The sequence below is a fragment of the Pelomonas sp. Root1444 genome, from assembly GCF_001426885.1.
Lineage (GTDB): Bacteria > Pseudomonadota > Gammaproteobacteria > Burkholderiales > Burkholderiaceae_C > Pelomonas.
Window position 1 is genome coordinate 35,411 of sequence record NZ_LMFP01000011.1, and the last position, 23,929, is coordinate 59,339.

Here is a 23,929-nt window from a genome sequence, read left to right on the forward strand (position 1 = left end):
GGCAGTTTACCGTCGGGGTCCCGGCCCAACGGGAGCGCGGCGCTACAACAGTGCCGGGTTGCGCTGCCAGACCGCCCAGGTCAGCGCGGCGGCGAAACCGACCCAGGCCAGGTACGGCAGCAACAGCAGCGCCGCCAGCCGCCGGATGCGCCAGAACGCCACGGCCGTGAGGGCGACAAGGGCCAGCAACAGCAGCACGTCGACGAAAGCCAGCGCACCGCGGTGCCAGGCGAAGAACAGCCACGACCACAGCGCGTTGACCCCCAGCTGGCCGACGTACAGGCCGAGCGCGACCGGGGAGCCCGGGCGCCGCTCCTCGCGCCACACCAGCCAGGCGGCGATGCCCATCAGCAGGTAGAGCAGCGACCACACCGGGCCGAACACCGAGGCCGGCGGCGCCCAGTCGGGAAGGGACAGCCGGGCGTAGAACTCGGCCGCGTCCGTCGACGCGATGGCGCCGGCCGCCGCGGCCACGAAGGTGAGGGCCAGCCAGGCGGCCAGGCCAAGCGCCGGGTGGCGCAGCGCGCGTCGGGGCATGTGAACGTTCCTGGGCGTGCAAGGGAGTCGCCAAGATAGCGGCGGCGCAGCGGCGCAGGCCAGCAGCCGATGTCTCCGCAGCCGGTAGGAGCGAGCCTACGGGCGTCACTGCCGGCGTCCGACCGCCGCGCCGGGGCTGCAGGACTAGAGTGGTTTGACCGTCGGGCACCGGCCCGCTTCCCTGGAGGTCCTATGTCGTTCGCCCTGTACATCCTCGGGCTTGCCGTGCTGCTTGGCGGCGTCGCCTGGGCCCTGCTCTCAGCAGGACTGGCGGCCACCTATGTGGCGATAGCCTGCCTCATCGTCGCCGGCGTCGGCATCATGATGGCCGTGTCGCGCACCCGCGCGAAGGATCCACCGGCCTGAAAGGATGCCGGGCGGGGGACAGCCCCGCCCCGCGACTGCTGGCATGTCCGCAGCCGCACCGCGGCGGCCCGCACGCCGCGGCGGCGATCCGGGCGACGACGCCCGTGTCGCGCAGCCGAATGCTCGGTGGCCTAGAAGGCGACCTTCTCGGGTGTCTCCTGCCATTGAAGGGGCAGCGGCGCCCAACGCGGGTCCGGCTCCCGCGCCAGCATGGCGCAGGCGGCAGCACCCAGGCGTAGGTCTGCACGGCGGTCCAGTCGAGCACCGGGAAGCCGTTGGCATCGACCCACGCGGGCGCCAGCTCGAAGGGCTCCACACCCGGCGCGACGACCCGGCGCGGGGGCGGCTCGGCGCGAGTGGCCTCTTCCACGGGGCCGGGCGCCACCGGCCGCACCAGTGACTTGAAGAACTTCAGCATGCGCTCAACCGAGGTGGCCGGCAGCGCATCAGTAGCGCCGGCCCGTCGGGCGTGACGACCTCGCCGACCGCCGTGAAACCGGCGGCCGCATAGCAGCGGATCGCACGGGCGTTGTCCGGCGACGGATCGGTCTGCACGACGGTGACGGCAGCGTCCGCAGAAAGCTGCTGTACGAAGGCCCGCACCATTGCGCGGCCCAGCCCCCGGTTCAACTGCGACGCGTGCGCGAGGAACTGGTCGATGCCGCGCGCGCCGGGGTCGGTCTCATCCGCCCACCAGCCGTCGCCCGAGCCCATGACGACATAGCACTGGATGAAGCCGACCGGTTCACCCGCGTGATGCGCGATGAACGCCTGCGTCGTGCCGCCGGTCAGGAAGTCTTCGCGCAGCTCGTCGACGCTCTCGGCCGGCCCCCACCAGCGCGCCACGTGTGGCCGCTGCAGCCAGGCGTGCAGCATGGGAAGGTCGGGCTCGGCGAGGGGGCGGAAATCGAACGCGTGCATGGGCGGCTTGCGATCCTTGGGGTGGAGCGTCATTCTGCGGCGCATGCGCCGACGCGGCGGTTCCGCCATTCATGCGGCCATGCCGCCATCGGCGCGGCCCGCGCCGCCATCCAGCCCGGCCGCGTCGACGCGGGCCGCGGCGGCGCGCAGCATTGGCGGCATGACGAACCTCAAGCACACCCTGCGCGCCAACCGTGGCTTCATCCTGTTCCTGCTCAGCTTCGCTCTGTTCCGCACCGCGGTGGCCGACTGGAACCCCATCCCCTCGGCGTCCATGCGGCCGACGCTGCTGGAGGGCGATGTGGTGCTCGTGAACCGGCTGGCCTACGACCTCAAGCTGCCGCTGACCGACGTCGTGCTGCTGCCGCTGGGCGAGCCGCAGCGCGGCGACGTGGTCACGCTGAGCTCGCCGGCCGGCGGCACGCGGCTGATCAAGCGCATCGTCGGCCTGCCCGGCGACCGCATCGCGATGCGTGGCGACGTGCTGGTCATCAACGGCCAGCCGCTTGCGCATCGCGATGCGCTGACGCGCGGCGAGGCCGTTGCGCCGGGCTGGGTGGTCGACGCGGTGCGGGCGACCGAGGACCTCGGCGGCCGCGCGCATGCGGTGCAGCTGCTGCCGTCGCTGCGCGCGCGGCGCGACTTCGCCGAGATCACCGTGCCGGCGGGCCAGTACTTCCTGCTCGGCGACAACCGCGACAACAGCGAGGATTCGCGCTTCATCGGCACGGTGCCGCGCGAGAAGCTGATCGGCCGCGCGCACCACGTGCTGGTGTCGGCGGACTGGCTGGGCGAGGACGGCTGGCGCATGGCGCCGCGCTTGGAGCGCTGGTTGACGGCCATCCGTTGAGCGGGCCGCGGCGCGCCCGCAGAATGGCGCCATGTTCGCCCCGCGCCAAGTCCTCGCCGCCACGCGGCGCCATCCCTCAGCCATCCTGCTGATCGTGCAGCTCGTGGGCCTGCTGCTCTACCCGATGCTGGAGTCGACGCGCGTCGGCCCGGTCGCGCTGAGCGCCTTCGGCATCGTGGTGCTGGTGTTCACGACCGGCATGGTGCGCCGCACGCCGGGCCTGACCTGGCTGAGCGTCTGCCTCGCGCTGCCCGCCATCGTCATGCTGGTGCTGCAGGCGGTGCAGGAGATGCCCTGGCTGCAGCCGTGGTCGGCGACGCTGGAAGCGCTGTTCTATTTCTACGCCGCCGGCAGCCTGGTCGCCTACATGATGGGCGACATGCACGCGACGACGGACGAACTGTTCGCGGCCGGTGCCACCTTCACGCTGCTGGCCTGGGGCTTTGCGTACAGCTACGTCGCGCTGCAGGCGCTGCAGCCGGGCAGCTTCGGCGCGGCCATCCACCCGGAGCAGCCGCGCAGCTGGACGGAGCTGATGTTCCTCAGCTTCGCACTGCTGTCCAGCACCGGCATCGGCGACGTGATCCCGCTGCGCCCGCTGGCCCGGGCGCTGACCAGCCTGGAGATGTTCGTCGGCGTGATGTACCTGGCCGCGGTCGTTTCGCGGCTGATCGGGCTGACGCTGCTGCGCCGCTGACAGCCCGATCAGCCAGCAGGCACAAAGACGACCGAAGGCAGCGCGCCGAACAGCACCGCGGCCGTGGCGATCGCGATCGCGCCCTGCGCAAGGCGGCAGGGCCTGGCCTTGACGCGCATGAACTGCACACCCAGGGCCATCGACGCAGCGGCCGTGGCGCCCCAGGCCAGCACATTGGCGTGCCATTGGTGCGGCCAGATTTCGCCCGCCGCCCAGCACGCCATGAAGTGCGCGAACCAGATCGAGAAGGCCGTGACGATCGGCCGCCAGGGCGGCTTCATGCCCCGCCCCAGGGCAGCAGGCGCGGCAACAGCAGGCCGGCGGCGCCTTCCAGCGCGGCGTAGATGAACAACAGGCGCAGCGCCTCCAGTGTCTTGTTGGCCGGGCCGGGCGCCAGGCCGCGCATCCAGCGCAGCACGTAGTAGACGGCCGACAGCACCACAGCCGCCACGACGCTGCCGTGCCAGGCCAGCATGGCGTAGATCGCGGCGCCCTGGCCGCTGGCATCCCCGCGCAGCCCGGCGTCCCACCAGTCGCGCAGGTCCACCCCCAGCGCCGCGGCGAGGCACGCCATGCTCAGCGCCATCGCCACGGCGCTGGCCCCGCTGCCGCGCCGGAGCTTCGCCATCAACGGCCGGGCCGCATAGGCCAGGCCCGCCGCCGCACCCAGCAGCAACAGGCCCGGCAGCAGCGCACCGCGCGGCGCTTCGAGCCGCCACCAATCGGGATGGGCGCCGTACAGGTACAGGTAGGCGAACATCGCCATCAGGAAGATCATGCCCAGCACGATGTCCAGCAGCACCGCGGCCCACCAGCCGTGCGAGGTGGGCCCGGCCACATAGGTCGGCAGCAGGATGCCGCCGCCGGCGTCGACCTGCTGCTGCGCGATGTGGCGGTCGTTGCCCCAGACCCAGCGCATCAGGCAGAACACCGTCAGCACGCCGCAGACGGCGCTCAGCGCCATGGCCTTGACCGTCAGCAGCAGGAAGAAGCCCGCCGTGAACAGCGCCGACAGCAGCGGCCACCAGGACGGCCCGGGCATGATCTGCACGTACTGCGGCTCGGCGCGCGAGGGGCTGGTGATGAGCGTCTCGCGCTCGCCGGTGGCGGTGTTCGGCAGGAAGTAGCGTCCGGCCTCGACGTCGTCGGCCAGCCCGGGGTCGGTCCACAGCGGTTCGAGGTCGTTCACCACCGGGATGGAGCGCACGCCGTAGTTGCCCGCCGACAGCCACTCCAGCGTACCGCCGCCAAACACGTTGCGCGCCTCGCCGCCACTGCCGCTGCGCGCGTAGCAGCGGATCGCATCGATCAGGAACAGCAGCGCACCCGCCGCCATGGTGAAGGCGCCCACGGTCGAGACGATGTTGGGCAGATCCCAGGCCCGGTCAGGCAGGTAGGTGTTGACGCGCCGCGGCATGCCCATCAGCCCGCTCAGGTGCATGGGCAGGAAGCAAACGTGCACGCCGATGAAGGACAGCCAGAACACCCAGCGCCCGAGCCGCTCGGACAGCTGGCGGCCGTTGATCATCGGCGTCCAGTAGTAGAAGCCGGCGAACAGCGGGAACAGCATGCCGCCGATCAGCACGTAGTGGAAATGCGCGACGACGAAGTAGGTGTCGTGCGCCTGGCCGTCGAAGGCCACCATGCCCACCATCACACCGGTCAGGCCGCCCATCACGAAGATCAGGATGCCGCCGACGAGAAACAGCGAGGGCACGTTGCGCTGCACATTGCCCGAGGCGAGCGTGCAGATCCAAGCGAACACCTGGGCGCCGGCCGGAATGGCCACCGCCATCGACGCCGCCGAGAAGTAGCCGGCCGACAAGCCCGGCAGGCCCACCGTGAACATGTGGTGCGCCCACACGCCGAAGCTGATGAAGCCGGTGGCGATCATCGCCAGCACCACCAGCTCGTGGCCGACCAGCTTCTTCTGGGCCACCGTGACGACCATGGTCGACACCATGGCCGAGGCCGGGATGAAGATGATGTAGACGTCGGGGTGGCCGAAGAACCAGAACAGGTGCTGGTACAGCAGCGGGTCGCCGCCGCGCGTGGCGTCGAACAGCGGCCAGTTGAAGGCGCGCTCCAGCTCCAGCAGGAAGGTCACCATGATCATGGCCGGGAAGGCCAGGATGATCATGACGCCGAAGATCAGGATGGCCCAGGCGTAGACCGGCATCTTCGCCAGCGTCATGCCCGGCGCGCGCGTGCGCAGCACGCCGACGATGAGCTCGATGGCGCCGGCGATGGCCGATATCTCGATGAAGCCTATGCCCAGCAGCCAGAAGTCGGCGTTGATGCCCTTGGCGTAGACACCCGAGCTGAGCGGCGGGTACATGAACCAGCCGCTGGACGGCGCCAGGCTGAAGAAGATCGAGCCGAAGAAGACCACGCCACCGATGGCATAGGCCCAGTACGAGTACGCCGACAGCCGCGGGAACGGCAGGTCGCGCGCCGCCAGCATCTGCGGCAGCAGCAGCACGGCGACCGCCTCGACGGCCGGCACGGCGAACAGGAACATCATCACCGAGCCGTGCATGGTGAACAGCTGGTTGTAGGTCTCCTGCGGCACGACGGCAGCCAGCGGCGCGGCCAGCTGCACTCGCATCACCAGCGACAGCACGCCCGCGGCGATGAAGAAGCCGAACGCCGTGGCGATGAACAGGAAGCCGATGAAGTTGTTGTTGACGGCGCTCAAGGCGCGCCAGCCGGTCGGTGTTTCCCAGACCTTCTGCAGCGCCTCGAACTCGCCCGCCGGCCGGCCGCCCTGGGTCGGGAAGCGCGCATAGCGCCTGGCGTCGAAGCCGGTCTCGGACGGCTCGGCCGCGGCGTCGCGGATGGCACCCTCCACACCCGGGGCAGCGGCTCGCGTCACTTGAGCGATTCCATGTAGGCCGCCAGCGCGTTCAGCTCGTCGGCCTTCAGCGAGCGGTAGGCGGGCATGCGGTTGTTCGGCTTGATGGACTGGCTGTCGCCGATCCAGCCGATCAGCGTGGCGCGGGTGTTGGGCAGGATGCCGGCGCCGAGCGAGCGGCGCGACCCGACGAAGGTCAGGTCGGGGCCGGAGAGGCCTTGCGCCTGGGTGCCGGCGACGCGGTGGCAGGCCGCGCAGCCGACCTCGTTGAAGAGCTGCTTGCCGCGCAGCGCCTCGACGCTGAGGGGCGTGTTCGTCACTGGCTTCAAGCGCGAGTCCAGCCAGCGCTGCCAGTCGGCCGGCTCATGCGCCACGACGACGAAGCCCATCAGCGCATGCGCGCCGCCGCAGAACTCCGCGCATTGGCCGCCGTAGACGCCTGCCTTGTCGGCCTGCAGCTTGAGCTGGTTGGTGCGCCCCGGGATCATGTCCATCTTGCCGCCGAGCTTGGGCACCCAGAAGCTGTGGATCACGTCCTCCGACACCATGTCGACGACGACGGGGCGGCCGACCGGGATGTGCAGCTCGTTGGCGTCGGCCAGCATCTCCTTGCCTGCCGCATCGAGGTAGGACACACGCCACCAATAGATGTTGCCGGACACGCGCATGCGCAGCTCGTCGCCCTTGACCGTCGTCATCCCGGCCGCCAGCGTCAGCCCCCAGGCCAGCAGCAGCAGGAGCACGCCGGCCGGGATGATGAGCCCGAACCACTTGACGACCCGCTCGCCGCCGAGCTTGGCGCGCAGCCCGTCGCTGCCGTACAGCGCCACCCACATCGCCGCGCACACGCCGATGAAGATCAGCGTCATCAGCGCGATCAGCCCCCAGGCCAGCGTGGTGACCGTGTTGGAGAACGGGCCGTGCGGGTCCAGCACCGGCGGCGGCCAGCCGCTCAAGGCCTCAGCGAGGCTTGAGCGCGAGGAGGTAGGCGGTGACATCACGGGCTTCCTGGTCTGACATGGGAATGGCCGGCATGGCCGTGCCGGGCACCATGGCGGGTGCATTGCGGACGAACTGCATCAACACGCCGGGCTGGTTCGGCAACTGCCCTGCGATCAGGCCCTGACGCCCGAAGCCGTCCAGCGTCGGGCCCAGCCCGCCGCGCGGCCACTTCACGTCGGGGAAGGTGTGGCAGGCGACGCAGCCCTTGTCGGCCACGAGCTGCCGGCCACGTGCTTTGTCGGCGTCGCCCACCGTCGGCGTGCGATCGGGCGGGCCATCGCATGCGACGAGGAAGGCACAGGCGAGCACGAGGCTTGCCAGGGACCATGATTCACCCGCCATGCGCCACCTGCCTCTTCTCGTCCTCACGCTGCTGGCCCCGGCCTGCACCGACCGCATGAGCCCCAGTGACGACCGCTGGGGCCGCGGCGGCGAGCTCATCGCGATGAGCGGCGGCGAAGGCGGTGCGCGCTATGCCTGCGCGACCTGCCACGGTGCGCGCGGCGAGGGCAACGGCTTCGACGCGCCGCGCCTGGCCGGCCTGCCGCGCGGCTATCTGCAAAAGCAGCTGGAGGACTACGCCGCCGGCCTGCGGGCGCACGAGGTGATGCGCGACGTGGCGCGCTTCCTCGACAGCGCCGAACGCGTGCGCGTGGCCGACTACTACGCCGCGCTGCCGGCGCAGGCCCTGCCGCCGGCCACCGGCGAGGCCGTCGCCGCAGCCACCCCGGCGCTGTATGCCAAGGCCTGCCAGCAGTGCCATGGTGTGGCGGGCGCTGGCACCCAGAGCGGGCCGCCGCTGAACGCCCAGCCGGCGTTCTACCTGACCCAGCAGCTGCAGGACTGGCAGGTGGCCAAGCGGCGCAATGACGGCAACCATGTGATGTTGAAGGTGGCGCAGCAGCTCAGGCCGGAGGAGGTTCATCAACTGGGCCTTTATCTGGCGCAGATCCCAGCACGCCCGGCTGCTGCGGCCCGTTGAGGTCGAACATCGAAGGCAGCACGCGGTCGCGCTTGACGAGGTAGTGCAGCACGGCCGCGCCGGCATGGCCGGGAATGGCCAGCACCGTGATCCAGACGATCCAGAAGTGCGCCTTCGCGGCCCATTGCATCAGGCGCTGCTGCAGGCCTTCGGACAGCTGATGGAACGGCAGGTTGGGGAATGGGATGACGCCCGCGATGGACAGCGGCAGGTCGCTGGGCAGCGTGGACCACATGACCCAGCCGCTGATCGGCAGCGCGAAGAAGCTGAAGTAGAACCACGCCTGCAGCACACGGCTGGCGCGGCCTGCGAGCGAGTCCTCGTCGACGTTCTGCGGGCCGGCGATCTGGCTGCGCCACAGGAAGCGCAGCGTGCCCAGCATCATGATCGTCAGGCCGATCTGCGTGTGGGTCTGGTAGCCGACGTACTTGTCGCCGCCGACCGGTTGCCAGCCCAGGTACCAGCCATAGCCCAGCTGGAAGATCACCAGCGCGGCCATCACCCAGTGGAAGGTGACGCCGATCGGCGAGTACAGGCCGCGCCGGTTGTAGCCCTCGGCCCATTCGATGGCCGTGATGAGGTTCATGCCGATACGGTGCGCACGCCGGCGCGCATCCAGCGCCAGCCGACCCACATCGCCGCGGCCAGGTAGGCGATGCTGCCCGGCGCCCACATCGTGACGCCGGCCAGCTGCTGGTCGTCCAGCGGTGCGACGCCCCACGGCAGCGTCGATGCGATATGCGGCGCATACAGCGGCCGCGCGGCAAAGGTAATCAGCGCGCCCAGCAGCCCCATCTGCACCGTGGTGGCCAGGAGGGCGCCCAGCGCCGCCGCCGGTGCGGCGCGCCGCACCGCGAGCCAGAAGGCGGTCGCACTGGCCAGCAGCGTGAACTGCATCAGCGCATAGACCGGCACCGACGACAACGCCGCCGCATAGGGCGCGGGCGCATGCCAGGTCCAGAACGTCGCGGCGGCGAGGGCGGTGCAGGTCCACAGCGGCGTGGGCAGGCGGCGCAGCCCAGGTTCCAGGCCATGCGCCAGCAACGGTGCCATCACCAGCACCAGTGCGATGTGATGGACCACCCGCACCGTGAAGAACGCCGAGCTCAGCGCGCACAGCGGCGACACGTAGAGCAGCACCGTCAAGGCCCAGGCGGCGCACAGACTGCGATGCCGGCCCGGCGCCGCACGCGCCCGCTCGCGCCACAACACCAGCGCCAGCAGCACGAGGGCCACGCCGAGCACCGGGTCGAGGTTCCAGCGGCCCAGCCACACGTCCGGGCCGGGCGCCTCGCCGCAGTACGGGATCCACCTTGTCGGCTCATCCATGGCCAGCTTCATTTCGCGTGCATCCCGTCATTGGGTTCGCGCTGCGGCGCACCGTCGCCCGTGTTTGCAGCAATTTTTACGGCAGCGCCCGAACATCCGGTCGCCGTGGCCGACGGCTCCTGCATCGGCAAAAGCGGTTCCCGCCCGACGGGTGGCATCGCGATTGCCGTAGCCGGCCAATGCATGCCGTCATCGCGTTCTCCGCACTGCCGCTCTTCATCGGCGCGCTGCTCAGCGACTGGGCCTACACCAGCAGCTTTCAGCTGCAGTGGGCCAACTTCTCCTCGTGGTTGATCGCCGGCGGCCTGCTCGTCGCGGGCCTGGCACTGCTGTGGGGCATCGTGGATGTGCTGCGCGGCGCCGAACGCCGTCGCCGCGGCACGGTCTACCTGCTGTTGCTGCTGGCCACTTGCGTGATCGGCTTCGTCAACGCACTGGTTCACGCCCGCGACGGCTGGGCCGCGATGCCGACCGGCCTGGTGCTGTCGGCCGTGGTGGCGGCGCTGGCGGCGGCCGCCAGCGCGGTCGGCCTGGCCGGCTGGCGCCGGGGTGCGGCATGAAGGCGCGGGGCTTGCGCGTCGCCGCGGTTGCCATGCTTGGCGCCGCACTGACCTGGGCCATCGCCGCAACGGCGCAGGGCAGCGGGCAACACGGCGCCAACCCCGAGCTGCCACCGCCGGAGCGCGGGCTGCTGCCCGACATGCGCATCGCCGAGCCCACGGGCTGGGGCGAGCGGCGCCCCACGGTGCCGCAGGGCTGGAAGATCCAGGCCATCGCCACCGACCTGAAGATCCCGCGCCAGACGCTGGTGCTGCCCAACGGCGACATCCTCGTGGCCGAAGGCAAGGGCGGCGGCGCGCCCGTGCTGACACCCAAGGACTACCTCGCCGGCCTCATCAAGGCCAAGGGCACCACGCCCGTCAAGGGAGGCAACCGCCTGACGCTGCTGCGCGACGCGGACGGCGATGGGAGCTATGAAGGCCGCTGGGTGTTCGCCGAGAACCTCAATGCGCCCTACGGCCTGGCCCTCATCGGCGACAAGCTCTACATCGCCAACCAGGACGCGCTCGTGCGGCTCGACTACGTGGCCGGCCAGACCAAGGCCGCTGCGGCGCCGGTGACGGTGGCGAAATTGCCATCGGCGATCAACCACCACTGGACCAAGTCGCTGACGGCCGATGCCGAGGGCCGCCACCTCTACGTGGGCATCGGCTCCAACAGCAACATCGGCGAGCGCGGCCTGGCGGTCGAGGAGAGCCGCGCCATGGTCTGGCAGGTCGATGTCGCCACCGGCGCCACGCGGCCCTTCGCCACCGGCATCCGCAACCCCACGGCACTCGCCTTCGAGCCCGGCAGCAAGCAGCTCTGGGTCGTGGTCAACGAGCGCGACGAGCTCGGCCCCGACCTGGTGCCGGACTATCTGACGTCGGTGCGCGAAGGCGCCTTCTACGGCTGGCCCTACGCGTACTGGGGCCCCAACGCCGACCGCCGCGTGCAGCCCCAGGACGACCAGAAGGTGCAAGCCACGGTGCGGCCGGACTACGCGCTGCAGTCGCATTCGGCGCCGCTGGGGCTGTCGTTCGCGCAGCCGGGGTTGGCCGCACCGTTCGCCGAGGGCGCCTTCATCGGCCTGCATGGCAGCTGGAACCGCAAGCAGCCGGTCGGCTACAAGGTCATCTTCGTGCCGTTCTCGGGCGGCCGCCCCAACGGCGCGCCGCTGGACTTCGTCACCGGCTTCCAGGCCGACGGCAAGACCATGGGCCGCCCGGTCGGCGTGACGGTGGACCCCAAGGGCGCGGTCATCGTCGCGGACGACCTGTCGAACACCGTCTGGCGCGTGACGCCGGCGCGGTGAGGCTCACTCCTCCCAGCGGAAGCGCCACACCGCCAGCGCCATGAACGCCGCGGTGAAGCCCAGCATCACGAGGCTGGGCAGCACCGCGTCGCCGAAGCCCAGGCCGCGCCAGGTCATCGCGTCCAGCGCGTCGACGGCCCAACGGGTCGGCACGGCGAGCGACGCCGCCTGCAGCCACTCGGGGAACAGGAAGGCCGGCACCCAGGCGCCGCCCAGCATGACCATCAACAGCGTCGCGAGGATGGCCAGGCCGCGCGTGGCCTCGGGCGTGCGGCCCAGCGCCGCGACCAGCAGGCCGAAGCTGGCCGTCAGCAGCGAGAAGCACACGAGCACCAGGCCGAAGCCCGCCACGCTGCCCAGCACGCGCACGCCGAAGCCGGCAATGGCCACGGCGTAGATGACGGCGAAGACGATCAGCGAGATCAGCGCGCTGGCCAGCACGCGGCTGCCCAGCAGCTGCGTGCGCGACAGCGGCGCGGCGCGCAGGCGCTTCCACAAACCCAGGCGGCGCATCAGCAGCAGGCCCACGGCCATGTCGATGCCGCTCATCAGGATGAACTGCACGCCCATGCCGGCGAATGAATGGGCATAGCTGTTGTAGGCCACGGGCGCCGCGTTGGCTGTGGACTGCACGGCCTCGAGCTCGCGTGTCGTGTAAGGCAGCGACAACCCTGCGCCCTGGGGCGCGGATGCAGCGGCTTCGTGTCCCTGCACCTTGCCGATGGCGTCGAACATCCTGGCGAGGTCGTCGCGCTCGCCCTCGGGCATGCTGGCGGCGCGCACCTGCCGCTGCAGGTCGGTGAGGCCCGCGGGGCTGAGCGCGGCGCGGCTGACCTCCTGCATCAGCGTCTGCGCCAGCAGGCCGCGCACGACGGCCAGCGCGCTGGCCTGCGAGGGGTCGTAGTGCAGCACGATCTCCGGCTTGTCGCCGGTGCCGAACATCGCGCCGCCGGCTTGCTGGCCCAGCCCCCTGGGCAGCACCGCGACCGCGCGCAGCTTGCCGGCGCGCACCTGCGCCAGCGCATCGGCCTCGCCGGTGACGGTGGTCTTCAGCGAGGTGTCGGCCTGCAGCGCCGCGACGACCCGCTGCGACAGCGGGCTGCCGTCCAGGTCGACCACGCCGACGGCGATGCCGGCCATCCTGCTGCCGGTGCCGAACAGGCTGCCGAAGAAGGCGGCGATGAGGATGGGCGCGACGATGCTCATCAGCACCGCGCGGCGGTTGGAGAAGTGCAGCTTGAGTTCTGCACGGACGAGGGCGAGCAAGGCTTGCATGTCGTTGACCTCAATCGCGCAGGGCGCGGCCGGTGAGTTGGAGGAAGACGTCTTCGAGCGTGGCGCGAGCCGTGGCGAGGCCCCGCACCTTCACGCCGCGCTGCGCCAGTGCGGCCAGCACGCCGCCGGTGTCACGCGCGAGATCGGCCACGCCGATCTCCAGCCGCTGGCCGACGCGCTTCATGCCCGTCAAGCCTTGCAGCGCCACGTCGTCCGGTTCGCCGTCGAGTTCGAGCTGCAGCAGCTGCGCCGCGGGCAGCAGCGCGAACAGTTCCGCTTGCGTGCCGCTGGCGACGACACGGCCGTGGTCGACGATGACGATGCGGTCGGCCAGGCGCTCGGCCTCTTCCATGTAGTGCGTCGTGTAGATCAGCGCCTTGCCCGCGGCCTTGAGCGTCTCGAGGTTGTCGAAGATGGCGTTGCGGCTTTGCGGGTCGACGCCGGCGGTCGGCTCGTCGAGCAGGATGACCTCGGGGTCATGCACCAGCGCGCAGGCGATGTTCAGGCGCCGCTTCATGCCGCCGGAGAAGGTGGCCGGCTTGTCCGCGGCGCGATCCGACAGTCCGACCATGGCCAGCACCTCGTCGGCGCGGCGCTTCAGCACCTCGGGCGCCATGCCGTACAGCGCACCGAACAGCTCGATGTTCATGCGCGCCGGCAGCTCCTCGTACAAGGCGATGTCCTGCGGCACCAGGCCGATGCGGCGCTTGTAGCCGGCTTCGTCATTGCCCAAGCTCAGGCCGCCGGCCAGCGTCACCGTACCCGCATCAGGCACCGTCAGGCCGCAGATCATGCCGACCGTCGTCGACTTGCCGGCGCCATTGGGGCCGAGCAGGCCCAGCACCTCGCCGGCCTTCAACGAGAGGCCCACCTCGTGCACGGCCACCCGATCGCCATAGGCCTTGCGCAGGCCCTGCGCCACCAACACGTCTTGCTTCATTGCCGCCTCCCGGATTTCGAATGGGCGCCATGCTAGGCAATGCCCCGGGAGGGCCGGGCCTGCGTTGCGACGAACGGCAAGGGTCGGGCGTGAATGAACGGCAGGGCGCGCCAAACGCTGCGGCGCACGGCCGCAGTCGCTCAGGTCGGCGACAACCCCGGTCCGTAGCGGTCCAGCTTCAGCTGGCGCAGCAGCGCGACGAAGCGCGGCTGCCCGCGCAGCGGCGCCCAGCGCGGGTCGTCCTTCAGGAACACCAGCTGCGTGTCATGCGCCGCATGGGCGCGCTCCAGTGCGTCGAGTGCCAGCGCCGTTTCGCCCAAAGCGGCATGCAGCACGGCCAGCGAGATGGGCGGCACATAGCCTCGGCTCGCGCGCTGCAGCAGCCGGTCCAGGATGTCGCGTGCCTCGGCCATGTGGCCCAGCCGCGCCAGGTGCATACCCAGCAGCGCTTGCGGCCGGCTGTTGCCGCCGGCCCCGGCCGCCATCTGGCGCAACTCGGTCAGCGCCAGGTCGTTGCGGCCGTCGGCCAGGTGCAGCAGCGCCTGGGTGCGGTGCGCCAGGTAGAAGTCGGGCGCGATGTCCAGCGCGCGCTGCAGCCGCAGGCGGGCCGCGTCGCGCTCGCCGCGCGCGAGCAGGTAGCCGGCCTCCAGCGCGTTGAGGAAGGCTGACATCGGGTCCAGCTCCCGCGCCAGCCGCAGGTGTCGCATGCCTTCGTCGGGCCGGTCCTGCGTCAGCAGCAACTGCGCCAAGCCGAAGTGGGCCATCGCCACATTGGGGTTGACGGCCAGCGCGCGCCGAAAGCCCTGCTCGGCACCCGGCCAGTCGAAGTCGAAGTAGTAGCGGCTGAAGCCCTGCTCGGCCAGCGCCTCGGCCAGGTCGGGCGCCAGCGCCAGCGCGCGCGCCACGGCCTGCCGCGCGGGCTCGAACACGTCGGCCGGCGCGGCGTCGGCGGCCAGCAGCGTCTCGCGCAGCGCCTCGGCCAGGCCGACATGGGCCATCGCATAGCCGGGGTCGACGGCCAGCGCCTCGCGGAACAGCGTGATGCTCTTGCGCAGGCTGTCGCCGCGGCGCGGCTGCGCGTGCCGCGTGGCGGCCAGGTAGAGCTCGTAGGCCTGGGTGCTGCGCGTGCCGCCGAGCGGCTTGTCGGGCAGCCCCTGCGCCACGCCGGCCGCCCGCAGGCGCGGCGCCAGCGCCTGCAGCACGCGGGCGGAGATCTGGTCCTGCATGTCGAACACGCCGGTGAACTGCGCATCGAAGCTGTCGCTCCAGCTGGCGCTGCCGTCGCTGGCGCGCAGCAGCCGGGCGTTGACGCGCAGCTGGTCGCCGCGCCGCTGCAGCGAGCCGTCGACGATCCAGTCCACGTCCAGGTCGCGCGCGGCGCGCACCGGGTCCTGCTCGTTGCCGGCGTAGCGCCGCACGGAGGCGACCGAGCGCACCACCAGCCCGGGCACCAGCGACAGCCGCGTGATGAGGCTGTCGGCCATGCCCAGCTCCAGCAGCTCGTCGCGGCTGTCGGCGGCCAGCGGCTTGAAGGGCAGCACGGCCAGCGTGGCACGCGCGGGCGGGCCGCTGCCGGCGCGCCAGAACGCGGCTGCGGCCAGCGCGGCCGCGGCAGCCACCGCGGCACCGGCCAGTGCCAGGCGCCGGCTGGGCCGGTCGACGGGCTCCGCCACCGCCGGCATGGCGGCGGGCGGTGGCTCGGCATCGTCGAGCGCGGTCACCGGCGCGATGAAGCGGTAGCCGCGCCGCGCCACCGTCTGGATGTAGCGCCGCCCAGCCGGCTCGTCGCCCAGCGCGCGGCGCAGGGCCGAGATGGTCTGGCTGAGGTTGTTCTCCTCCACCACCAGCCCGGGCCAGAGCGCCTGCATCAGCCGGTCCTTGTCCAGCAGCGTGTCGGGGTGGTCGACGAACAGCTGCAGCGCGCCGAAGAGCCGCGGCGTCAGGCCCAGCTCGCTGCCGTCGCGCAGCAGCACGCGTTGCTGCGAGCGCTGCAACACGAAGTCGCCGAAGGCGAGGCGTTCAGGCGCGGGCATGGCGCGGTTTCACAGAGGTTTCAGGGATTTTTCAGGCACCGTTCAAGACGGCGCGCCGGGGTGCGGGCCATTGTGCGTGCCGGGTCGCGCCCTGCGACCGAGCCTGCAAGGACACCCCCCATGAACCTCACCCATCCCGCGTGGCTCAACACGCTGCTGGCCGTGGCCCTGGCCATGTCCGCCTGCGGTGGCGGCGGCGAACCTCACACCGCCGCGCTGGACGAAGACGGCTGCGCGCTGACCGACACGGCGGCGCTGGCCGCCTCCCAGCCCAGCGCGCTGTGCCGCGGCAAGGCCGGCTTCAACGACCGCCAGCTGCTGGGCCTGGGCGGCAACGGCCGCGCCTGCGCCGACTGCCATTCGCCCGCCGACCGCTTCCAGCTCAGCCCGGCGAAGGCGCAGCAGCGCCTGGCGACGATGATGGCCACGGGCGTCGACGACCCGCTCTTCCGCCCCATCGATGCGAACGACTTCCGCGTCCTCGGCGCGGCCGCGCGCGACTTCACCAACCTGACCGTCAACGGCCTGATGCGCGTGACGATGCCGCTGCCGGCCAACGTGAAGCTGCTGGACTGCGGCGCCGCCGTGCCCTGCCCCGCCGCGGCCCAGCCCACCGCCGAGACGCAGGCCGACGTCTGGCGCGCGGTGCCGTCCATCCTGGACGCCCGCCTGACCGGCCCCGACGGCCAGGCGCCGGCCTGGCCGCGCGGGCCCAACCCCAGCGGCGGCTACCAGCTCGACGGCCGCATCGACACGCTGCAGGCCCAGGCGCTGAGCGCGCTGCGCAGCCACGCCGGCACGACGGTGGACGCGCAGCCGGCCTTCCTGGACGACCTGGCCGCGTTCCAGAACGCGATGTTCTCCAGCCCGGGCGTGAAGCGGCTGGCCGCCGCCATGGCGGCCAGCGCGCCGTTGCCGGACCCGGACCCGCCGCTGAACGCGCTGGAACTGCTCGGCAAGCAGGTCTTCAACCGCGCCTGCGCGCAGTGCCACGGCAACCTGGGCGCGCACCCCAGCGGCAGCGCGCCCATCCGCCAGGGCATCGCCGGCACGCCGACGCTGCTGGTGCGCTATCACGACATCCTCACCGCCTGCCCGCGCCCGGTGGACACGGTGAACCCGCCGCGCTTCCAGTTCGCACCCTGCAGCGCCAGCCAGATGGCCAACGTGCGCACCTACCAGATCACCAACAGCGGCACGCCGCCCTCCGGCACGGCCTGCGGCGGCGGCGCGCCGCAACCGCCCTGCGTGACGCGCGTCACCACGTCGGACCCGGGCCGGCTGCTGATCACCGGCTACCCGGCGGCCGGCGGGCCGGGCGACATCCAGAAGCTGGACATTCCCAGCCTGCGCGGCATCGCGCAGACGGCGCCCTACTTCTCCAACAACACCGCCGCCACGCTGGAGGAGATGCTGGAGCACTACAAGCAGTTCTTCAAACGCGTGCAGGTGCAAAACCCCGCCGCGCCGCTGCTGACCACCCAGCCCGGCGTGACGCCGCCGGTCGTCGACCGACCCTTCACCGACGACGAGACCCCGGCGCTGCTGGCCTACCTGCGCAAGCTGTGAAAGCCTGTTCCGGCGGTTGATACTGCCGGGCATGAAGGCACGCATCGGCATCATCGGCACAGGCTGGGTCGGCACCAGCGTCGCGTTTTCCACGCTGCTCGCCGGGCACGCGCGCGAACTCTGGCTGTACGACCAGCGCACCGCCGTCGCCGAGGGCGAGGCGCTGGACATGGCCGACGGCGCGGCCTTCTACCCGCGCTGCGCGGTCAGCGCGGTGCCGCTGGCGCAGATGCGCGAGGCCGACATCGTCGTGCTGGCCGCCGGCCGCAACGGCCGGCCGGACGAGAGCCGGCTGGAGCTGCTGCGCGACAACGCCCGCATCGCCGCCGGCATGGGCCGGGCGCTGGCGGGCTTTGGCGGCATCGTCATCGTCGTGACCAACCCGGTCGACGTGCTGACGCGCGTGGTCGCCGCGGCCAGCGGGCTGCCGGCCGAGCGGGTCATCGGCACCGGCACGCTGCTGGACACCGCCCGGCTGCGCGAGCGGCTGGCGCTGCACCTGCGCGTGTCGCCGACGTCGGTGCATGCGCAGGTCGTGGGCGAGCATGGCGACTCGTCGGTGGTGCTGTGGTCCGGCGCGCAGGTGGGCGGCGTCGCGCTGCGCGACTGGCCCGGCTGGCCGGCGGACGAGGAGCCCACCGTCGCGGGCCATGTGCGCCGCGCGGCCTACGACGTCATCCAGCGCAAGGGCGCCACCAACCATGCCATCGGGCTGGTGGCCGCCGAGCTGATCGGCGCCATCGTCAACGACGAGCGCCGGATCCTGCCGGTCAGCCGCGTGCAGGACGGCGCCTGCGGCATCCGCGGGCTGGCGCTGTCGCTGCCGGCGCTGGTGGGCGCGGGCGGCGCGGTACAGGTGCTGGAGCCGGCCATGGACGCGGCCGAGCGGGCGGCGCTGGCCGCCTCCGCCGCGGTGCTCGAGCGGGCGTTCACCACGCTCGCCGGCTGAGGAGGCACCGATGCCGGCCGTTTTCCCGGATCGCCGTCGCCTGCTGCTGAGCGGCCTGGCCCTGCACGTGCTGAGCGCCTGCGGCGGCGGTGGCAGCGCGGGCGCCGCGCCCAGCCCCGCCCCCGCGCCGGCGCCCGCCGAGATCCCCGCCCTCAAGGCCCATTTCGCGGCCCACTTCAAGATCGGCATGGCCGCCGACCCGGGCGGCTACAAGAACGCGGTCGCCAACCCGGTGATCCTGAAGCACGCGAACTCCATCACCGCCGAGAACTGCTTCAAGCCGGCCAGCCTGGCCGTCTCGCCCGGCGTCTACAACTGGGCCACCGCCGACGAGCTGGCCGCATTCGCCGCCGCCAACGGCATGGTCGTGCGCGGCCACACGCTGTGCTGGCACCAGCAGACGCCGGACTGGTTCTTCACGGGCACGGCGGCCGAGGTGCGTGCCCGGCTCGAAACCTATGTGCACGACGTGGTGACGCACTTCAAGGGCAAGGTCGCCTGCTGGGACGTGGTCAACGAGTGCACCAGCGACGACGCCAGCTCGGCGTACCGCAACTCCCGCTGGCTGCAGATCCTCGGGCCGGACTACATCGAGCACGCGCTGCGCGCCGCCCGGTCCGCCGACCCGGACGCGAAGCTCTTCATCAACGACTACGGCACCGAGGACCCGGCCAAGCTCGCGCGGCTGATGACCATCGTGGCCGGCCTGCAGGCCAAGGGCGTGCCGCTGGACGGCGTGGGCCACCAGCTGCACGTCAGCACCACCTCGCCCACGCCCGCCAACGTCGACAACGCGCTGCGCAGCGTGGCCGGCAAGGGCCTCGTCAACCACGTGACCGAGCTGGACGTGTCGCTCTACAACGACCCGGGCTCCTGCTTCGCCAGCCGCACCGGCTGCGCCGCCGACATCACCGGCGACGCCACGCTGCTGGCCGCCGCGCTCAAGGCGCAAGCGCTGCAGTACCGCGCGCTGTTCAACGTCTTCAAGCAGCACGCCAGCCTGCAAAGCGTCACGACCTGGGGGATCGCCGACAACAGCACCTGGCTGTCGGGCTTCCCCATCGCGCGCGGCAACCGGCCGCTGCTGTTCGACGCCACCGGCGCGCCGAAGCCGGCCGCGCGAGCGATCACGTACGACAGCTATCTGCCCTGAGGGGTCCAGCGCCTTTCGCCACGAGCCGCGCGTGCCTGAACGCGGTTCGGCTCAGGTTCCTTGGGTGCTGCCCGGCGCCAGCTTGAACACCTCGACCGTCTGCACCAGCCGCAGCGCCTGCTGCCGCAGGCTCTCCGCCGCCGCCGCGCTTTCCTCGACCAGTGCCGCATTCTGCTGCGTGACCTGGTCCATCTGCCCGACGGCCTCGCCCACCTGGCACACGCCGGCGCTTTGCTCGGTACTGGCCGCGTTGATCTCGCCCATGATGTCGGTCACGCGCTTGATCGAGCTGACCACCTCGGTCATCGTGATGCCGGCCTGATCGACCAGCGCGGCACCCTGCTCGACGCGCTGCACGCTGGCGCCGATCAGGCTCTTGATCTCCTTGGCCGCGTCCGCCGATCGACCGGCGAGGCTGCGCACCTCGCTGGCGACGACCGCGAAGCCGCGGCCCTGCTCGCCGGCGCGCGCCGCTTCCACCGCCGCGTTCAAGGCCAGGATGTTGGTCTGGAATGCGATGCCGTCAATGACGCCGATGATGTCGGCGATCTTCTTCGAGCTGTCGTTGATCGCCTTCATCGTGTTGACCACCTGGCCGACCACCTCGCCGCCCTTGACGGCGACGATGCTGGCGCCCTGCGCAAGCGCATTGGCCTGGCTGGCGTTGTCGGCGTTCTGCTTGACGGTCGCGCTGAGCTGCTCCATCGACGCCGCGGTCTCCTCGAGCGCCGAGGCCTGCTCCTCGGTGCGCTGGCTCAGGTCGTTGTTGCCCTGGGCGATCTGGGCCGAGGCGGTGGCCACCGCCTCGGCGTTCTCGCGCACGCCGGCCACCACGCCGGACAGGCTGCCCTGCATCTCCTTGAGCTGCGCCATCAGGCTGCTCCTGTCGCCCTGCCTGAGGTCGATGCGCACGCTCAGGTCGCCCGCGGCAACGCTGCGCGCCAGGTCCGCCGCGACACGCGGCTCGCCACCGATCTGGCGGGTGATGGAACGGATGATCCAGGCCGCCATCGCCACGGCCAGGGCCAGCGCGAGCGCACACGACACCCACACGGCGCTGTTGATGGCCGCCAACGCGCTCGCGGCTTCGGTGCCGGACTCCTTCAGCAGCTCGCCCTGGAAGCCGAGCAGTTCGTCCACCGTGGCGAAATACGCCAGCTGGGCCGGGCGGGCGACGCCGAGCAGGTGGCTCTTGGCCTCGTCGACCTTGCCCGCGGCCACCAGCTTGATGAGCTCAATCTGCGCCGGCACGTAGACGCCACGGGCCTCGAGGATCTTCGCCAGCAAGGCCTTGCCTTTCTCGCTCTGGATCTCGGCCTGCAGCTTCTCCAAGCCCTGGCCGATGGTCCTGCGGGCGGACTCGATCTGCGCCTCCTGCTTCTTCAGGTCCGCCGGCGCACTCATGATGAGCATGTTGCGCATGGACAGGCCGATCTGGTTGAGGTTGCCCTTGATCTCGTTGAGCAATGCCACTCGCGGCACACGCTCCTCGGTCACCTTGCGGAATGCCTCGTCCACCGTGGGGATCCGCACGAGCGTCATGCCGCCCATGAAGACGATCAGCAGCACCAGCGTGCCGAACCCCAGACCGAGCCGGGTGGAGAGTTTCATGTCATCGAACATCATGATGAGGGCTCCTTTGAGCGGACAAATACGGCTCACTGCGCGCGAGGACAGCCCCGCCGCTTCGGCAGTGAATTGGGGTGGGTGGCTGCGACCCTGGGGGCGCAAGGCCGCTTCAGGGTTCCTTGTCGGCGCCGGTGCGGCCGGCCCGGGGCGCTTCGCCCAGGATCCGCGCGACGGCCTGCCGCAGTTCCTCGTTTTCGAAGGGCTTGGCCAGCGCGCCATGCGCACCCAGCTCGAGCGCCTGCCGCAGGCGCGGCTCGCTCTCGCCCGAAACGACGAGCACCTTCAACGGGAACGGCGGCGGCTGCTCGCGCAGGAAGCGCAGCACACCGAAGCCGTCGATCCCGGGCATGTGGATGTCCAGCGTCATCAGGTGCGGCTTGAAGACGTGCAGCATCGAACCCGCCAGGAAGCCGTCACTCGCGGTGGCGACCTCGAAGCCGTCGCGCCGCAGCGTGCGCCTGATCGCGCTGGCCATCGCCGCCTCGTCGTCGACCACCAGGATGCGTTTGGGCTGCCCAGGCATGTCCTCGGGTTCCGGGATGCCGTGCAGGCTCATGAAGCGGCGCAGTTCGGTGGCGAGCACACGGTAGTCGCCCCGCCCAGGCAGGCGATAGCCCTGCAGCTCGTTGCGCTCTATCCAACGGATCACCGTGCGGAAGCTCACGCCGCAGATGCGGGCGGCTTCGCTGCTGGTCAGGGTTTCGTTCACGGCGTCTGCTCCTGCTTGGGACCGATGTCAGGTTAGATCCGTGTGTCACGTTAGTCAACAACCTGGCCTGCGCCTGAAATCACGAAAGGCGAGGCCGTCGGCCGCGAAGCTTGCGCGAAGTCTTCAGCGCACAGGCTGGGGTTGCCGCGTGTCGGCCGTCTCGCGCAGATCGGCCCGGGCCCGACCGCTGCCAGCCTCAACGCCACCGCCGGCCCGCTCGGCATGTCGACCGCCGCCGTGACGCTGCCGCGCGGCTTCGCCATCAGCGCGGCTACTCGCCCTTCCTCTGCGGCGCGCCGCCGGCGCAACGCGCCACCGCGGCGCCCGGGAGCCGGTAACGCCCCGCCGCCGGCGCCCGCGGAGGCCCGCTCAGCCGGCGGCTAAGGCCCGCCCGATCAGGATCTTCTGCACCTCGCTCGTGCCTTCGTAGATCTGGCAGACGCGCACGTCGCGGTAGATGCGCTCGACGGGGAAGTCAGCGAGGTAGCCATAACCGCCGTGGATCTGGATGGCGTCCGAGCACACACGCTCGGCCATCTCGCTGGCGAACAGCTTGGCCATGGCCGCCTCTTTCAAACACGGACGGCCGGCGTCCTTCAGGCTGGCGGCATGCCAGATCAGCTGGCGTGCAGCTTCGATCCTTGTCGCCATGTCGGCCAGTTTGAACTGCACCGCCTGGTGGTTGAAGATCGGCTGGCCGAAGGTGACGCGGTCCTTGCTGTAGCGCAGCGCCGCCTCGAACGCGGCGCGCGCCATGCCGACCGACTGCGAGGCGATGCCGATGCGCCCGCCCTCCAGGCCCGACAGCGCGATCTTCAGGCCCTGGCCTTCTTCGCCGAGGCGGTTGGCAGCGGGCACGCGGCAGTTCCCGAAGAGGATCTGCGCCGTGTCGCTGCTGTGCTGGCCCATCTTCTCTTCGATGCGCGCGACGGTGTAGCCGGGCGTGTCGGTCGGCACCAGGAAGGCGCTGATGCCCTTCTTGCCGGCGCTCTTGTCGGTCACGGCCATGACGATGGCCACGTCGCCATGCTTGCCGCTGGTGATGAACTGCTTGACGCCGTTGAGCACGTAGTCGTCGCCGTCACGAACGGCGGTGGTGCGCAGCCCGCCGGCCTCGGAGCCGACGTGCGGCTCGGTCAGGCAGAAGGCGCCGAGCATGTCGCCGCGCGCCAGCGGCTTCAGGAAGCGCTCCTTCTGGTCATCGTCGGCGAACGCCATCAGGATGGAGCACACCGGGCAGTTGTTGACGCTGACCACCGTGCTGGTGCCGCCGTCGCCCGCGGCGATCTCTTCCAGGATGACGGCCAGCGCCAGGTAGTCCAGGCCCGCGCCGTCCCATTCGGTGGGCACGGCGACGCCGTAGCAGCCGAGCGCGGCGAGGCCCTTCAGTTGTTCAGCGGGGAAGTGGTGAGCCTTGTCCCACGCCGCGGCATGGGGGGCGATCTCGGCCTGCACGAAGGCGCGGATGGCGTCCTGCACGGCGAGGTGGTCTTCGGTAAGGAGCATGGTGAGCTCGACCTCTGGTTTTGCGGTGCGCCATTGTCCCCGGCCGCCGTCAGGCCGTCCGCATCGGGGAAGCGCTCCGCGCGGCGTGCGCCTTGTTCACCAACGCTCCCGCACGGCGCACCCGCTGCCGGGTGCGATCGTTCAGTCGTCGCCCTTGACCAGCAGCGTCCCGCGCCCGATGACGCAGGGATGCGCATGCCGCACGGTGGCGCGGCCGTCGAGTTGGGCGAGCCAGCCGCCCAGCGTGGCGTTCCACTCGACGCTGGCGACGCGCCAGTGCAGCACCAGGTCCTGCTCGGCGAACACCGGGGCCTTGAAGGCGAAGTTGAAGTTCAGGCAGAGCAGTTCGCGTTCACGGCCGTCATCGCTGCGCGAGAAGTGGCTGGCCACCAGGCCGATCATCTGCGCCGTGGTCTGCTGGCCGCTGGCGATGATCTCGCCGTGGCGGGCGCGCTGGGCGGCTTGTACGTCGTAGTGCAGGGGGTTGGTGTCGCCGGTCAGCCGGGCGAAGGTCGCGATGTCTTCGCGAGTGAACCGGATGAGGCGCTCGCAGGTTTCGCCAACGCGGATCAGCGTGGTCGATCGGGCTTCAACGACAGGGGTGTTCATGAATCGGTCCTGTGGACTACGGACGGGGCGGATGGATGGCGCGCAGGAGACAAGCAAGGCGAATGCCCGGGACGGGACGTTAGCGCAGTCCGACCAGCCTCCGTGTCACCCGTTCAGGCGCCGTACGTCGTAAATGAAGAAGCCAGCTGTATCCGACGGCGCAT

24 protein-coding genes are annotated in these 23,929 nt (G+C 71.0%); 9 read left to right on the top strand and 15 right to left on the bottom strand.

Features of this window, described 5'->3' with window-relative positions:
• Window positions 1-42 precede the first annotated feature (42 nt).
• Window positions 43-537, bottom strand: a complete 495-nt coding sequence (locus ASD35_RS11760; RefSeq protein ID WP_056875132.1) for a TspO/MBR family protein — start codon at window positions 535-537, stop codon at window positions 43-45.
• 192 nt (window positions 538-729) lie between these two features.
• Here ASD35_RS11760 and ASD35_RS27725 point away from each other — a divergent pair, with 192 nt between their 5' ends.
• On the top strand, window positions 730-903 hold the full coding sequence (locus tag ASD35_RS27725; protein WP_056875133.1) for a hypothetical protein: 174 nt from the start codon (window positions 730-732) through the stop codon (window positions 901-903).
• 411 nt (window positions 904-1,314) lie between these two features.
• On the opposite strand, the gene ASD35_RS11770 is transcribed toward ASD35_RS27725, so the two are convergent.
• Window positions 1,315-1,824, bottom strand: coding sequence for a GNAT family N-acetyltransferase (locus tag ASD35_RS11770; RefSeq protein WP_056875419.1), 510 nt, complete (start codon window positions 1,822-1,824; stop codon window positions 1,315-1,317).
• A 160-nt stretch (window positions 1,825-1,984) separates the two neighbouring features.
• Here ASD35_RS11770 and lepB point away from each other — a divergent pair, with 160 nt between their 5' ends.
• Together lepB and ASD35_RS11780 are read left to right on the top strand one after the other, a co-directional pair.
• Window positions 1,985-2,674 carry a signal peptidase I gene (gene lepB / locus ASD35_RS11775; RefSeq protein ID WP_056875134.1) on the top strand — a complete coding sequence of 230 codons (690 nt, stop codon included), beginning with the start codon at window positions 1,985-1,987 and terminating at the stop codon, window positions 2,672-2,674.
• A gap of 31 nt (window positions 2,675-2,705) precedes the next feature.
• Window positions 2,706-3,371 carry an ion channel gene (locus ASD35_RS11780; protein ID WP_056875135.1) on the top strand — a complete coding sequence of 222 codons (666 nt, stop codon included), beginning with the start codon at window positions 2,706-2,708 and terminating at the stop codon, window positions 3,369-3,371.
• An 8-nt stretch (window positions 3,372-3,379) separates the two neighbouring features.
• On the opposite strand, the gene ASD35_RS11785 is transcribed toward ASD35_RS11780, so the two are convergent.
• Genes ASD35_RS11785 through ASD35_RS11800 form a run of 4 tightly spaced genes read right to left on the bottom strand, consistent with a single transcriptional unit; the run spans window position 3,380 to window position 7,536 of the window.
• On the bottom strand, window positions 3,380-3,652 hold the full coding sequence (locus ASD35_RS11785) for a hypothetical protein (protein ID WP_056875136.1): 273 nt from the start codon (window positions 3,650-3,652) through the stop codon (window positions 3,380-3,382).
• Window positions 3,649-6,246 carry a cbb3-type cytochrome c oxidase subunit I gene (locus tag ASD35_RS11790; RefSeq protein ID WP_056875137.1) on the bottom strand — a complete coding sequence of 866 codons (2,598 nt, stop codon included), beginning with the start codon at window positions 6,244-6,246 and terminating at the stop codon, window positions 3,649-3,651. The genes ASD35_RS11785 and ASD35_RS11790 overlap by 4 nt, the downstream gene beginning before the upstream one ends.
• Entirely contained in the window at window positions 6,243-7,223 is a 981-nt protein-coding gene (locus tag ASD35_RS11795; protein WP_056875138.1) for a cytochrome c oxidase subunit II, read from the bottom strand. The genes ASD35_RS11790 and ASD35_RS11795 overlap by 4 nt, the downstream gene beginning before the upstream one ends.
• On the bottom strand, window positions 7,186-7,536 hold the full coding sequence (locus tag ASD35_RS11800) for a cytochrome c family protein (protein WP_235538323.1): 351 nt from the start codon (window positions 7,534-7,536) through the stop codon (window positions 7,186-7,188). Before ASD35_RS11800 ends, ASD35_RS11795 begins: the two co-directional genes overlap by 38 nt.
• 31 nt (window positions 7,537-7,567) lie before the next feature.
• Here ASD35_RS11800 and ASD35_RS11805 point away from each other — a divergent pair, with 31 nt between their 5' ends.
• Window positions 7,568-8,209 (top strand): c-type cytochrome, encoded by a 642-nt coding sequence (locus ASD35_RS11805; RefSeq protein WP_056875140.1) that lies wholly within the window; start codon window positions 7,568-7,570, stop codon window positions 8,207-8,209.
• Here ASD35_RS11805 and ASD35_RS11810 read toward each other — a convergent pair.
• Together ASD35_RS11810 and ASD35_RS11815 are read right to left on the bottom strand one after the other, a co-directional pair.
• The gene (locus ASD35_RS11810; RefSeq protein ID WP_157275510.1) at window positions 8,133-8,795 is read right to left on the bottom strand and encodes a cytochrome b; all 663 of its coding nucleotides are present in this window, start codon (window positions 8,793-8,795) and stop codon (window positions 8,133-8,135) included. The two genes, ASD35_RS11805 and ASD35_RS11810, sit on opposite strands and share 77 nt — an antisense overlap.
• The gene (locus ASD35_RS11815) at window positions 8,792-9,538 is read right to left on the bottom strand and encodes a cytochrome c oxidase assembly protein (protein WP_056875420.1); all 747 of its coding nucleotides are present in this window, start codon (window positions 9,536-9,538) and stop codon (window positions 8,792-8,794) included. Before ASD35_RS11815 ends, ASD35_RS11810 begins: the two co-directional genes overlap by 4 nt.
• Before the next feature lie 179 nt (window positions 9,539-9,717).
• Here ASD35_RS11815 and ASD35_RS11820 point away from each other — a divergent pair, with 179 nt between their 5' ends.
• Together ASD35_RS11820 and ASD35_RS11825 are read left to right on the top strand one after the other, a co-directional pair.
• Entirely contained in the window at window positions 9,718-10,098 is a 381-nt protein-coding gene (locus ASD35_RS11820) for a DUF2231 domain-containing protein (protein ID WP_056875142.1), read from the top strand.
• A gap of 32 nt (window positions 10,099-10,130) precedes the next feature.
• Window positions 10,131-11,393 carry a sorbosone dehydrogenase family protein gene (locus ASD35_RS11825; RefSeq protein WP_235538324.1) on the top strand — a complete coding sequence of 421 codons (1,263 nt, stop codon included), beginning with the start codon at window positions 10,131-10,133 and terminating at the stop codon, window positions 11,391-11,393.
• Between the two features lie 3 nt (window positions 11,394-11,396).
• Here ASD35_RS11825 and ASD35_RS11830 read toward each other — a convergent pair whose 3' ends face one another.
• The 3 genes from ASD35_RS11830 to ASD35_RS11840 all read right to left on the bottom strand — a co-directional run bounded on the left by ASD35_RS11830 (window position 11,397) and on the right by ASD35_RS11840 (window position 15,641).
• On the bottom strand, window positions 11,397-12,668 hold the full coding sequence (locus ASD35_RS11830) for an ABC transporter permease (RefSeq protein WP_056875144.1): 1,272 nt from the start codon (window positions 12,666-12,668) through the stop codon (window positions 11,397-11,399).
• Between the two features lie 10 nt (window positions 12,669-12,678).
• Window positions 12,679-13,608, bottom strand: a complete 930-nt coding sequence (locus tag ASD35_RS11835) for an ABC transporter ATP-binding protein (protein ID WP_056875145.1) — start codon at window positions 13,606-13,608, stop codon at window positions 12,679-12,681.
• 140 nt (window positions 13,609-13,748) lie between these two features.
• The gene (locus ASD35_RS11840; protein ID WP_056875146.1) at window positions 13,749-15,641 is read right to left on the bottom strand and encodes a winged helix-turn-helix domain-containing protein; all 1,893 of its coding nucleotides are present in this window, start codon (window positions 15,639-15,641) and stop codon (window positions 13,749-13,751) included.
• Between the two features lie 120 nt (window positions 15,642-15,761).
• On the opposite strand from ASD35_RS11840, the gene ASD35_RS11845 reads away from it, so the two are divergent.
• The 3 genes from ASD35_RS11845 to ASD35_RS11855 are packed head-to-tail and all read left to right on the top strand — an operon-like array spanning window position 15,762 to window position 19,312.
• The gene (locus tag ASD35_RS11845; RefSeq protein WP_056875147.1) at window positions 15,762-17,210 is read left to right on the top strand and encodes a hypothetical protein; all 1,449 of its coding nucleotides are present in this window, start codon (window positions 15,762-15,764) and stop codon (window positions 17,208-17,210) included.
• 31 nt (window positions 17,211-17,241) lie between these two features.
• Complete coding sequence (locus ASD35_RS11850; protein ID WP_056875148.1) at window positions 17,242-18,159, top strand: L-lactate dehydrogenase; 918 nt, start codon at window positions 17,242-17,244, stop codon at window positions 18,157-18,159.
• Between the two features lie 10 nt (window positions 18,160-18,169).
• Window positions 18,170-19,312, top strand: a complete 1,143-nt coding sequence (locus tag ASD35_RS11855) for an endo-1,4-beta-xylanase (protein WP_082580102.1) — start codon at window positions 18,170-18,172, stop codon at window positions 19,310-19,312.
• A 51-nt stretch (window positions 19,313-19,363) separates the two neighbouring features.
• Here ASD35_RS11855 and ASD35_RS28405 read toward each other — a convergent pair whose 3' ends face one another.
• The 4 genes from ASD35_RS28405 to ASD35_RS11880 form a co-directional block, all read right to left on the bottom strand.
• Entirely contained in the window at window positions 19,364-20,923 is a 1,560-nt protein-coding gene (locus ASD35_RS28405; RefSeq protein WP_056875422.1) for a methyl-accepting chemotaxis protein, read from the bottom strand.
• A 127-nt stretch (window positions 20,924-21,050) separates the two neighbouring features.
• The gene (locus ASD35_RS11865) at window positions 21,051-21,650 is read right to left on the bottom strand and encodes a response regulator (RefSeq protein ID WP_056875149.1); all 600 of its coding nucleotides are present in this window, start codon (window positions 21,648-21,650) and stop codon (window positions 21,051-21,053) included.
• A 369-nt stretch (window positions 21,651-22,019) separates the two neighbouring features.
• Window positions 22,020-23,156 (bottom strand): acyl-CoA dehydrogenase family protein, encoded by a 1,137-nt coding sequence (locus tag ASD35_RS11875; RefSeq protein WP_056875151.1) that lies wholly within the window; start codon window positions 23,154-23,156, stop codon window positions 22,020-22,022.
• A gap of 141 nt (window positions 23,157-23,297) precedes the next feature.
• On the bottom strand, window positions 23,298-23,765 hold the full coding sequence (locus ASD35_RS11880; RefSeq protein WP_056875152.1) for a MaoC family dehydratase: 468 nt from the start codon (window positions 23,763-23,765) through the stop codon (window positions 23,298-23,300).
• Window positions 23,766-23,929 lie beyond the last annotated feature (164 nt).